Annotated in this window: 8 protein-coding genes and 1 pseudogene; all 9 read left to right on the forward strand. The window is 59.2% G+C overall.

The window, feature by feature from the left end:
• The first annotated feature begins 19 nt into the window (after positions 1-19).
• The 9 genes and pseudogenes from BLU48_RS21090 (at position 20) to BLU48_RS21130 (ending at position 12,608) form a co-directional block, all read left to right on the forward strand.
• Positions 20-1,610, forward strand: a pseudogene (locus tag BLU48_RS21090) (ABC transporter substrate-binding protein).
• A 258-nt stretch (positions 1,611-1,868) separates the two neighbouring features.
• Entirely contained in the window at positions 1,869-3,497 is a 1,629-nt protein-coding gene (locus tag BLU48_RS21095; protein ID WP_056845521.1) for an ABC transporter substrate-binding protein, read from the forward strand.
• 305 nt (positions 3,498-3,802) lie between these two features.
• On the forward strand, positions 3,803-5,407 hold the full coding sequence (locus tag BLU48_RS21100; protein WP_057021583.1) for an ABC transporter substrate-binding protein: 1,605 nt from the start codon (positions 3,803-3,805) through the stop codon (positions 5,405-5,407).
• Between the two features lie 170 nt (positions 5,408-5,577).
• Positions 5,578-6,972, forward strand: a complete 1,395-nt coding sequence (locus BLU48_RS21105) for an OprD family outer membrane porin (RefSeq protein ID WP_046070888.1) — start codon at positions 5,578-5,580, stop codon at positions 6,970-6,972.
• Positions 6,973-7,053: 81 nt separating this feature from the next.
• A complete protein-coding gene (locus tag BLU48_RS21110; protein ID WP_057021584.1) occupies positions 7,054-8,649 on the forward strand; it encodes an ABC transporter substrate-binding protein in 1,596 nt (531 codons plus the stop codon).
• 76 nt (positions 8,650-8,725) lie between these two features.
• Positions 8,726-9,736, forward strand: coding sequence for an ABC transporter permease subunit (locus BLU48_RS21115; RefSeq protein WP_003171721.1), 1,011 nt, complete (start codon positions 8,726-8,728; stop codon positions 9,734-9,736).
• 10 nt (positions 9,737-9,746) lie between these two features.
• Positions 9,747-10,658: an ABC transporter permease subunit gene (locus BLU48_RS21120; RefSeq protein ID WP_005784738.1), complete on the forward strand. Its 912-nt coding sequence runs from the start codon at positions 9,747-9,749 to the stop codon at positions 10,656-10,658.
• A gap of 10 nt (positions 10,659-10,668) precedes the next feature.
• Complete coding sequence (locus tag BLU48_RS21125) at positions 10,669-11,637, forward strand: ABC transporter ATP-binding protein (RefSeq protein WP_057021585.1); 969 nt, start codon at positions 10,669-10,671, stop codon at positions 11,635-11,637.
• Positions 11,637-12,608: a peptide ABC transporter ATP-binding protein gene (locus tag BLU48_RS21130; protein WP_043048525.1), complete on the forward strand. Its 972-nt coding sequence runs from the start codon at positions 11,637-11,639 to the stop codon at positions 12,606-12,608. Before BLU48_RS21125 ends, BLU48_RS21130 begins: the two co-directional genes overlap by 1 nt.
• Positions 12,609-12,829: the final 221 nt, after the last annotated feature.

The raw sequence follows: 12,829 nt of genomic DNA on the forward strand, positions 1-12,829 counted from the left end.
TGCCATTTCAGGGGTCTCCATGAAAAAGCCACTGCTCCTCGCCGCCAGCCTCCTGGCCTTTATACCAATGGCCCAGGCCGCCACGACCCTGGTCTACTGCTCCGAGGCCAGCCCCGCCGGCTTCGATCCCAGCCAGTACACCAGCGGCACCGATTTCGATGCATCCGCCGAAACCGTGTTCAACCGCCTGACCCAGTTCAAGCGCGGCGGCACCGAAGTCGAGCCCGGCCTGGCAACCCGCTGGGAGGTCTCCAGCGACGGCCTCACCTACACGTTCCACCTGCGCGAGGGCGTCAAGTTCCACACCACCGATTACTTCACCCCGACCCGCGACTTCAACGCCGATGATGTGCTGTTCACCTTCAATCGGCTGCTGGACGCCGATAGCCCGTTTCGCAAGGCCTACCCATCCGAATCGCCCTACTTCACCGACATGGGCTTGAACACCACGATCAAAAGCATCGACAAGCTCGACGAACACACCGTGCGTTTCAACCTGAATAATGTCGATGCTGCGTTTGTACAGAACCTGGCCATGAGTTTTGCCTCGGTGCAATCGGCTGAATATGCCGCGCAGCTCCTGAAAGAAGGCAAGCCCGAGCAGATCAATCAAAAACCGGTCGGCACCGGGCCATTTGTGTTCAAGCGTTACCAGAAAGACGCGCAGATTCGCTATGCGGCCAATAAACAGTATTGGAAACCCGAGGACGTGAAGCTCGACAACCTGGTGTTCGCCATCACCCCGGACGCCGCCGCGCGCCTGCAGAAGCTCAAAGCCGGCGAATGCCAGGTCAGCGGTTACCCGCGCCCCGCCGATATCGAGGTGATGAAGCAAGACCCCAACCTGCGCGTGCTACAGCAAGCCGGATTCAACCTGGGCTTCCTGGCCTACAACGTAACCCACCCGCCGCTCGACCAGCTCAAGGTGCGTCAGGCCCTGGATATGGCCATCGACAAGCCTGCGATCATCAAGGCCGTATACCAGGGCGCCGGACAATTGGCGCAGAACGCATTGCCTCCGGCGCAGTGGTCTTATGACCCGAAAATCCAAGACGCGCCCTACGACCCGTCCAAGGCGCGGTTGCTACTAAAAGAAGCAGGGGTTGCACCAGGTACCACCATCAATCTATGGGCAATGACCGTGCAGCGCGCCTCCAACCCCAATGCGCGAATGTCCGCGCAAATGATCCAACAGGATTGGGCCAAGGTCGGCATTACGGCCAACATCGTCAGCTATGAGTGGGGCGAGTACATCAAGCGCGCCAAGAATGGCGAGCACGATGCAATGATTTACGGCTGGACCGGTGATAACGGCGACCCGGATAACTGGCTCGGCGTGCTCTACAGTTGTGCCGCAGTCAAGGGCAGCAACTACGCCAAATGGTGTAACCCGGCCTACGACACACTGGTGCAGCAAGCCAAGGTCAGCAACGACCGCGAGCAGCGCATCAAGTGGTATCAACAGGCACAAAAAAATCCTTAACGAACAAGTACCTATAACGCCTATTGCGAACTCGACGGTTTTCCAGCCTTTGCGCAAGGAAGTGCGTGACTTCAAGATCAGCCCCTTTGGGCTCACGCCGTTCTATGGCGTGGGTCTAGATAAGTAACAACAGCGCCCCAACCGAGTGCGCTAGACGCCTCGGCTGGGCTTTTTTGGTGCACCTATTGCACCGAAAAAACCCTCCAAACAGGCATATTTGTGTCGAAACTTTCATAATTGCGACATTCCTGTACGTTCGTACGACTGTTTGCCGCTCCTGGCCGCTCTGCATCTTGCATTGGGTATGGCGCCTGCATAAGTATACGCAGGCCGACTCACGAGGTCGCCCTCACCACCAAAAATGACAACAAATCATGAGGCCAACATGCTTAAACACGCAGTCCTTCCGTTATTAGTGAGCGCGGGCCTTATGGCCGCCGCCCCTGCAGCCCTTGCGGCAACTAACCTGGTGTTCTGCTCCGAAGGGAGCCCGGCCGGTTTCGATCCAGGCCAGTACACCACCGGAACAGACTTCGATGCCTCGGCCGAAACCATGTTCAACCGTCTGAGCCAGTTCGAACGTGGCGGCACCGCCGTGGTTCCTGGCCTGGCCACCAGCTGGGACGTGTCCCCGGATGGCCTGACGTATACCTTCCACCTTCGCGAAGGCGTCAAGTTCCATACCACCCCGTACTTCAAGCCGACTCGTGAATTTTCGGCAGACGACGTGCTGTTCACCTTCAACCGGATGATCAATAAAGACGATCCATTCCGTAAGGCCTACCCCACCGAGTTCCCGTACTTCACGGACATGGGGATGGACACCAACATCAAGAACATCGAGAAAGTCGATGACCACACCGTCAAGTTCACCCTTGGCACCGTGGATGCGGCTTTCATCCAGAACCTGGCCATGAGCTTCGCGTCGATCCAGTCCGCTGAATATGCCGCGCAGTTGCTCAAGGAAGGCAAGCCCGCCGACATCAACCAGAAGCCGGTTGGCACTGGCCCGTTCGTGTTCAAGAGCTACCAGAAAGATTCGAACATTCGCTACACCGGCAACAAGGACTACTGGAAACCTGAAGATGTGAAGATCGACAACCTGATCTTCGCAATCACCACTGACCCGTCGGTGCGTATCCAGAAGCTCAAGAAAAACGAATGCCAGATCACCCTGTTCCCACGTCCGGCCGACCTCAAGGCCCTGGGCGAAGACAAGGACCTGAAACTGCCGCACCAGGCCGGTTTCAACCTGGGCTACGTTGCCTACAACGTCATGGACAAGGTCAAGGGCAGCGATCAGCCAAACCCGCTGGCTGACCTGCGCGTACGCCAGGCGCTGGACATGGCGGTGAACAAGCAGCAGATCATTGACTCCGTGTACCAGGGCGCCGGTCAACTGGCCGTCAACGCCATGCCGCCGACCCAATGGTCCTACGACACCAGCATCAAAGACGCCAAGTACGACCCTGAAAAAGCCAAGGCGCTGCTCAAGGAAGCCGGCGTCAAGGAAGGTACCGAAATCGTCCTGTGGGCCATGCCGGTTCAGCGTCCGTACAACCCGAACGCCAAGCTGATGGCCGAGATGCTGCAGAACGACTGGTCCAAGATCGGCCTGAAGGTCAAGATCACCAGCTACGAGTGGGGCGAGTACATCAAGCGCTCCAAAGGCGGCGAGAACCAGGCCATGATCATTGGCTGGAGCGGCGACAATGGTGACCCGGACAACTGGCTGAACGTACTGTTCGGCTGCGACTCGCTGTCGGGTAACAACTTCTCCAAGTGGTGCGACAAAAAATTCGACGGCATCGTAAAAGAAGCCAAGGCCACATCGGATGTCGCCAAACGCACCGAGCTGTACAAGCAGGCGCAACATATCCTCAAAGATGCAGTCCCGATGACACCTATCGCGCACTCGACGGTGTATCAACCCATGCGTAATACCGTACAGGACTTCAAGATCAGCCCGTTTGGCTTGAACTCCTTCTACGGCGTTAGCGTCAGCGGCAAGTAAGGATCAATAACGGCGACGTTTCATAACGTCGCCGTTATTCCATCTGCCCAGGCCATAGGAAACAGACCACGATTGAAAGCGTTGCGTCCTACAGCAACGAACTGCGACCCGTGTCTCCGTTACCTACAAGGCCAGTCAGAATTGACGCATTTACTGCAATGTCCGCGCCCCATAACGTCGTAGGACAGCAGAGGCATCATTCTGGGAAAAGGCACTTGCTGTGTGTGGGATCAGTGATGTCTCCCTGGCCGTGCGCCAGAGAGGTGGTTCGCTGTTGATAACTACAAACAAGGATCGGGATTGTCATGCGCCATACCACCGTTCTATCCGCGATGTTTGCCACCAGCCTGCTGACCGTGGCCACGATGGGCCAAGCCGCCGAGAAGAAGAGCCTGGTGTTCTGCTCCGAAGGCAGCCCGGCAGGTTTTGATACTGCGCAATACACCACCGCCACCGACAACGATGCCGCAGAGCCGTTGTACAACCGCCTGGTCGAATTCGAAAAAGGCGCCACTGACGTGGTGCCAGGGCTGGCAACCAAGTGGGATATCTCCGAAGACGGGCTGACCTATACGTTTCACCTGCGTGAAGGGGTGAAGTTCCACAGCAACAAGGAATTCAAGCCGACGCGGGACTTCAACGCCGACGACGTGCTGTTCACCTTCAACCGCATGCTTGACCCCGACCACCCGTTCCGCAAGGCCTACCCTACCGAGTTTCCGTACTTCAACGGGATGAGCCTGAACAAGAATATCGCCAAGGTCGAAAAAACCGGCCCCTACACCGTGGTGATGACCTTGAACACGGTCGACGCCGCGTTCGTGCAGAACATCGCCATGAGCTTTGCCGCAATCCTCTCGGCCGAATACGCCGAGCAGTTGCTCAAGCAAGCCCGGCCCAGCGACATCAACCAGAAGCCGATCGGCACTGGCCCCTTCGTGTTCCAGCGCTACCAGAAAGACTCGCAGATCCGTTATGTGGGCAACAAACAGTACTGGGACCCGAGCCGGGTCAAACTGGACCAACTGATCTTCGCCATCAACACCGATGCCTCCGTGCGGGTGCAGAAGCTCAAGGCCGGCGAATGCCAGGTCACCCTGCATCCACGCCCCGCCGATGTCGAAGCCCTCAAGACTGACCCGAACCTGCAACTGCTGACCAAACCTGGCTTCAACCTCGGCTATATCTCTTACAACGTGCGCCATAAACCCTTCGACCAGCTCGAGGTCCGTCAGGCATTGGACATGGCAGTGAACAAGCAGAGCATCCTGAATGCCGTGTACCAGGGCGCCGGGCAACTGGCGGTCAACGCCATGCCGCCGACGCAATGGTCCTACGACGACAGCATCAAGGACGCCGCCTACAACCCGGAAAAAGCCAAGGAACTGCTCAAGGCCGCCGGCGTCAAGGACGGCACCGAGATCACCCTGTGGGCCATGCCCGTGCAGCGCCCCTACAACCCCAACGCCAAGCTGATGGCCGAGATGCTGCAGAACGACTGGGCCAAGATCGGCCTCAAGGTCAAGATCGTCAGCTATGAGTGGGGCGAATACATCAAGCGCACCAAGAACGGTGAGCACGATGTCAGCCTGATCGGCTGGACCGGCGACAACGGTGACCCGGACAACTGGCTCGGCACCCTCTACAGCTGCGACGCCATCGGCGGGAACAACTACTCCATGTGGTGTGACCCGGCGTACGACAAGCTGATCAAGCAAGCCAAGGTCGTGACCGACCGCGAACAAAGGACTGTTCTGTACAAACAGGCGCAGCAACTGCTCAAGCAGCAGGTGCCGATCACGCCCATCGCCCACTCGACGGTCAACCAACCGTTAAGCGCCAAAGTCGAAGGTTTCAAAGTGAGCCCCTTCGGCCGCAACGTGTTCTCGGGCGTCAGCATTACCCCATAAGAAAATAACCGGATTGCGGGGAGCGAAGTCGGCTCCCCGGCAAACGTGCAGGCTTTTGTCGGGAAAATCCCTACGCCAAACGTTTGCAAAGGCTTGAACGAGTTCCACACCCAATAGCCGGTTCACCTAAAAAGACCGGCATAAAAAAGAGAACCAAAGGAGCTTCACCCATGAAACTGAGCAGCAAAGCGCTTCTGGCCCTGGCCATCAGCAGCATCACGGCGACCGCCTATGCTGAACCCGCCAGCCAGGACTTCGTTCCTACCACATTGGCCGGCACCAGCGCCCAAGGCGAGGCCAAGGGCTTCATTGAAGATTTCAGCCTCGGCGGCACCACGCGTAACTGGTACTCCCATGAAAGCAAATACCGTGGGGGCACCTTCGCCTACCAGAAGCACGGCCAGACCCTTACTGATCGCAACCGTACCAACTGGGTGCAGGGCACCATCCTCAACGCCAGCTCGGGTTTCACCCAGGGCACCGTTGGGGTCAAGACCGAAGTAGCGGTCTACAACGCCCTGGTACTGGACCGCAGCAAGCGTGACATCAAGGGTGGCTCCAACCGTACCCTGGCGGACTCCAACGGCGACGCCGTCGACCAGTGGAGCAAGCTGGGCCTGGCCAACGTGCAGTTCCGCGTGTCCAACACCACCTTGACCGCCGGTCGCCAGAACTTCAGCAGCGGCATCGTCGACACCATCGGCAACCGTGCCCTGCCTTCAAGCTTCCAGGGTGTGAGCTTCAACAGCGAAGAGTTCAGCAACCTGTCGTTCCAGGGCGGCGTGTTTGACCGCGTTTCGCCACGTAGCGAGCAGAGCCTGTCGAAATTCCGTACCGAATACGGCAATGGCGCAGAAACCGACAAAGTGTCCACCCTGGGCGTGAACTACCAGCCGCTGAAAAGCCTGAAGACCAGCTTCTTCGCCGCCAACGTGAAGGACTTCTGGAACCAGTACTACTTCGGCGCTACCCACGAATTGGGCGACGCTCAGCAACTGGGCCTGACCACCGGCTTCAACTACTACAAGACTGTCGACGAAGGCAAAAAAGAGATGGGGGAAATCGACAACGATACCTTCTCCCTGTCCCTGGGCCTGACTCACCAGGCACACAGCCTGACCTTCGGTTACCAGCAAGTGAACGGTAACGAGTACTTCGACTACCTGCACGAAACCAACGGCATCTACCTGGCCAACTCCCTGACCTCGGACTTCAACGGCCCGAACGAGAAATCCTTCCAGATCGCCTATGCCATCAACATGGCTGAATACGGCGTACCAGGCCTGAAGTTCAATGCCTACTCGGCCCGCGGCTGGGGCATCGACGGTACCCACTACACCGGCAACAATGGCCGCGCCAAGTTCGCCTACGACGGCATCCAGTCCCAGGACGGCGAGAAGCACCAGGAATACGGTGTAGGCGCTTCCTACGCGGTGCAGAGTGGCCCGCTCAAGGCCACCGCGATTCGCGCCACCTACGTTGAACACCGTGGCAGCGAGTTCCAGTCCGATGGCAGCATCAAGGAATTCCGTCTGGTTACCACCATCCCATTCAACATCCTTTAATTAGCGCCAGGTAGACGGCGGGCTCAGGACGAGCCTCGCCGTCTACGCTTTTCTGGTTCCATCGATTGCAGAGGGCTCTGAATGAAAATGCTCCCGCTACAAGCCGCCATGGCTGCCGCGCTGTTGAGCGTGGCGATCGGCGTTTCGGCCAAACCGCTGGTGGTCTGCACCGAAGCCAGCCCGGAAGGTTTCGACCCGGTGCTGTACACCACCGCCGTGACCGCTGATGCCGCTGCTGAAACCATGTTCAACCGTCTAGTGGATTTCAAGCCGGGTACGACCGAGGTAGTGCCCGCGCTGGCCAAGTCATGGGAAATCAGTGATGACGGCCTGACCTACACGTTCCACCTGCGCGATGACGTCAAGTTCCACACTACCGATTACTTCAAGCCTTCGCGCAACTTGAATGCCGACGATGTGCTGTGGAGCTTCCAGCGCCAGTTGGACCCGAAACACCCGTGGCATAACAAGTCCACCACCGGTTTCCCTTATTTTGAAAGCATGGGTTTCAAGGAACTGCTCAAGAGTGTCGAGAAGGTTGACGATCACACCGTGGTCTTCACCCTGACGCGCCCTGAAGCACCGTTCCTGGCCGATGTTGCAATGCCGTTCACCGCTATCCATTCCGCCGAATACGCCGACAAGCTGCTCGCCGCCGGCAAGACCGACGAACTCAACAGCAAGCCGATCGGCACCGGCCCATTCATCTTCATCCGCTATCAGAAAGATGCTCAGGTGCGCTTCAAGGCCAACCCGGAATACTTCCGTGGCAAGCCGCCCGCCGACCCGTTGATCCTGGCCATTGCGGTCGATAACAACGTGCGCTTGCAAAAGCTCAAGGCCAATGAATGTCAAATCGCGCTTTATCCCAAGCCGGATGATCTGCCGAGCATCAAGAAAGATCCGAACCTGAAAGTCGATGAGCTGGCGGCCATGACCACCAGCTACACCGCCCTGAACACTACCCACAAGTACATGAGCGACCCACGGGTGCGTCACGCGATCAACATTGCGTTCGACAAGGCCGGCTACACCGACGCCCTGTACGGCAAAGGCAACGCGGTGGTGGGCACCGGCCCGTATCCACCGACCTTGCTGGGCTTCAATGACAAGCTCAAGAACCCACCTCGCGACTTGGACAAGGCCCGTGCCCTGCTCAAGGAAGCCGGCGTACCGGAGGGCACCGAGTTCACCCTGTTCACCCGTAACGGCGGCGGCCCGACCAACCCCAACCCAATGCTCGGCGCCCAGCGCATGCAGGCAGACCTGGCCCAGATCGGCCTGAAGGTCAACATCAAGGTCATGGAATGGGGCGAGATGCTCAAGCGCGCCAAGGCAGGCGAGCACGACATGGTTTCCGCCGGCTGGGCGGGGGATAACGGCGACCCGGATAACTTCCTCACGCCTAACCTGAGTTGCGATGCAGCGAAAAACGGCGAAAACTACGCCCGTTGGTGTAACAAGGAGTTTCAGGACTTGATCGACAAGGCGCGCGCCATCGCTGAACCCCAGCAACGGGCCGCACTCTATGAACAAGCCCTGGATGTTTTCGAGAAGGACCAGCCGTGGATACCCATGGCTTATCCAAAAATGTTTACCGCCATGCGCAAGAACGTCGAGGGTTATACCCAAAGCCCGCTGACGAACAATAACTTCGCCACCACCCAGGTGAAGTAAATAAGAAAAACGCTCGGCACCGTCGACACTGACGGTGCCGAACCTGCCTAACCGGCTGATTGAGGTACACACCAAGATGTTTAGTTTTATTGCCCGCCGACTGGGGTTATTGATCCCCACGTTCTTCGGCATCACGTTGCTGACCTTTGCGTTGATTCGCATGATTCCAGGCGACCCCGTAGAAGTCATGATGGGCGAGCGACGGGTTGACCCCGAAATGCACGCCCAGGCAATGGAGCGCCTTGGCCTTAACAAGCCGCTGTATGCGCAATACCTGGATTACGTCGGCAAGCTCGCCCAGGGCGACCTTGGCGAATCGCTGCGCACCCGCACCAGCGTGTGGACCGAGTTCACCGCCCTCTTCCCCGCGACCCTGGAACTGTCCATGGCCGCCCTGTTGTTCGCCGGTATCCTGGGCCTGTTAGCCGGGGTGATCGCGGCTTTGAAACGAGGATCCCTGTTCGACCATGGGGTGATGGGCATCTCCCTGGCGGGCTATTCGATGCCGATCTTCTGGTGGGGCCTGATCCTGATCATGTTCTTCTCGGTAAGCCTGGGCTGGACCCCGGTTTCCGGGCGTATCGACCTGCTCTACGACATCGAGCCGCGCACCGGTTTCATGCTGATCGACACCCTGCTGGCCGACGAGCCGGACGCGTTCTGGGACGCCCTGCACCACCTGATCCTGCCGGCCATCGTGCTGGGCACCATCCCGCTGGCGGTGATCGCGCGGATGACCCGTTCGTCGATGCTCGAAGTACTGCGTGAAGACTACATTCGTACCGCCAAGGCCAAGGGCCTGTCGCCGGCACGCGTGGTATTCGTGCACGGCCTGCGCAACGCGCTGATTCCGGTACTTACCGTGGTCGGCCTGCAAGTCGGCACGCTGCTGGCCGGTGCGGTACTGACCGAGACCATCTTCTCGTGGCCCGGCATCGGCAAATGGCTGATCGAAGCCATTGGCGCACGGGACTACCCGGTGGTGCAAAACGGCATTCTGCTGATCGCCTGCCTGGTGATCCTGGTGAACTTCGTAGTGGACATCCTCTACGGCTTCGCCAACCCACGCATCCGTCACCAGCGCTGAGATCATGACCATGACTACCTCTACTCCAGTGTCAGCAGTCGATCAGAGCCTGCTGTACCCGTCTCCATACAAAGAATTCTGGCAAGCCTTCTCCAAGAACAAAGGCGCGGTTGCCGGCCTGCTGTTCATGTTGCTGATCGTGTTCTGCGCGATCTTCGCCCCGTGGGTGGCACCGCATAACCCCAGCGAGCAATACCGCGACTTCCTGCTGACCCCGCCAGCCTGGCTGGAAGGTGGGCAGATGCAGTTCCTGCTCGGCACCGACGAATTGGGCCGTGACCTGCTCTCGCGCCTGATCCAGGGTTCGCGCCTGTCGTTGCTGATCGGCTTGTCGTCAGTGGTGATGTCGCTGATCCCGGGCATCCTGCTGGGCCTGTTCGCCGGGTTCTTCCCGCGCTTGCTTGGCCCGACCATCATGCGCCTGATGGACATCATGCTGGCCCTGCCATCGCTGCTGCTGGCCGTTGCCATTGTCGCCATCCTCGGCCCTGGCCTGATCAACACCGTGATCGCCATCGCCATCGTGTCGCTGCCGTCCTACGTGCGTCTGACCCGCGCCGCGGTGATGGGCGAACTGAACCGCGACTACGTGACGGCCGCCCGTCTTGCCGGCGCCGGCCTGCCACGCCTGATGTTCATCACCGTGCTGCCTAACTGCATGGCACCGCTGATCGTCCAGGCCACCCTGAGCTTCTCGTCGGCGATCCTCGATGCCGCCGCCCTGGGCTTCCTCGGCCTTGGCGTACAACCGCCAACCCCGGAGTGGGGCACCATGCTGGCCTCGGCTCGGGACTACATCGAACGCGCCTGGTGGGTGGTGAGCCTGCCTGGTTTGACCATTTTGCTCAGCGTGCTGGCAATCAACTTGATGGGTGACGGCCTGCGCGATGCGCTGGACCCGAAACTCAAGAACGCCGCCTGAGGAGATTCCCATGTCACTGTTAGAAATAAAGAATCTCAACGTACGCTTCGGCGACAAGACCGCCGTGCCGGTGGTCGATGGCCTCGACATTACCGTCGACAAAGGCGAAGTACTGGCGATCGTTGGCGAGTCGGGTTCGGGTAAATCCGTGACCATGATGGCGCTGATGGGCCTGATCGAGCACCCAGGCATCGTCACCGCCGACGCCCTGAACTTCGACGGCAAGGACATGCTCAAGCTGAGCAACCGCCAGCGCCGCCAGATCGTCGGCAAAGACCTGGCGATGGTGTTCCAAGACCCGATGACCGCGCTCAACCCCAGCTACACCGTGGGTTTCCAGATCGAAGAAGTGCTGCGCCTGCATTTGAAAATGTCCGGCAAGCAAGCGCGCAAGCGTGCGATCGAGCTGCTGGAAAAGGTTGAAATCCCAGGCGCTGCCAGCCGGATGGATGCCTACCCGCACCAACTGTCCGGTGGTATGAGCCAGCGCGTGGCAATCGCCATGGCGATTGCCGGCGAGCCCAAGCTACTGATCGCCGATGAACCGACCACTGCGTTGGACGTGACCATCCAGGCGCAGATCATGGAGCTGCTGCTGGCCCTGCAGAAAGAGCAGAACATGGGCCTGGTGCTGATCACCCACGACCTCGCCGTGGTGGCCGAAACCGCCCAGCGCGTGTGTGTGATGTATGCCGGCCAGGCCGTGGAAGTTGGCCAGGTGCCACAACTGTTCGACATTCCAGCGCACCCCTACAGCGAAGCGCTGCTCAAGGCGATTCCGGAACACAGCCTGGGCGCCACGCGCCTGGCCACGCTGCCAGGCATCGTGCCCGGTCGGTATGACCGTCCGCAAGGTTGCCTGCTGTCGCCGCGTTGCCCGTACGTACGCGATAACTGCCGCACCGAACGTCCGGCTCTCGATCCGAAAACCAACAGCCTCGCGCGTTGCTTCTACCCCTTGAACCAGGAGGTGGCGTAATGGCCGTCGTTCTTACCGCCCGCGACCTGACCCGTCACTACGAAGTGTCCCGTGGCCTGTTCAAGGGCCACGCCACCGTACGTGCTCTCAATGGTGTGTCCTTCGAACTGGAAGCCGGCAAGACCCTGGCCGTGGTAGGCGAGTCGGGTTGCGGCAAATCCACCCTGGCCCGGGCCCTGACGCTGATTGAAGAGCCCTCGTCGGGCTCCTTGAAAATCGCCGGGCAAGAAGTGGCTGGCGCCGACAAGGCCCAGCGCAAGCAGTTGCGCAAAGACGTGCAAATGGTGTTCCAGAGCCCCTATGCCTCTTTGAACCCACGCCAGAAGGTCGGCGATCAACTGGCGGAACCGTTGCTGATCAACACCAACCTGTCCGCTGCCGAGCGCCGCGAAAAAGTGCAGGCGATGATGAAGCAAGTGGGCCTGCGCCCCGAGCATTATCAGCGCTACCCGCACATGTTCTCCGGCGGCCAGCGCCAGCGTATCGCCCTGGCCCGGGCAATGATGCTGCAACCCAAAGTGCTGGTGGCGGATGAGCCGACCTCGGCGCTGGACGTGTCGATCCAGGCCCAGGTGCTCAACCTGTTCATGGACCTGCAGCAGGAGTTCAACACCGCCTACGTGTTCATCTCCCATAACCTGGCGGTGGTGCAGCACGTTGCTGACGATGTGATGGTGATGTACCTCGGCCGCCCCGTGGAAGTGGGCCCCAAGGAAGACATTTACGCACGCCCCCTGCACCCCTACACCCAGGCGCTGCTGTCGGCCACCCCGACGATTCATCCTGACCCGGACAAGCCGAAGATCAAGATCGTCGGCGAGCTGCCCAACCCGCTGAATCCGCCGCCTGGCTGCGCGTTCCACAAGCGTTGCCCGTATGCGACCGAACGCTGCAGCAGCGAGGAGCCGTTGTTGCGGCCGTTGGATAATCGGCAGGTGGCGTGCCATTACGCGGAGCAGTTTGTGGCCTGAGGCAACACAGCCTCCTAGAGGGGCTGCGGTTTCAATGAGTTCCATCGCTCTTCCCGCCAGATTGCGCATCAGTCTGGCCGGAGGGGCTTTTTTTTGCGTAAAACACTGAGCCAGAGCCTTTTGCAAAATGTATAGATTGTAAATGAAATTTACTTTTGTTTGAGAATCAATACCATTACGGCGCAATGAGAGCGCTGAACATCGTCCGGTAAACCAGGGTT

Origin of the sequence: Pseudomonas synxantha, assembly GCF_900105675.1 — a bacterium.
Classification (GTDB): domain Bacteria; phylum Pseudomonadota; class Gammaproteobacteria; order Pseudomonadales; family Pseudomonadaceae; genus Aquipseudomonas; species Aquipseudomonas synxantha.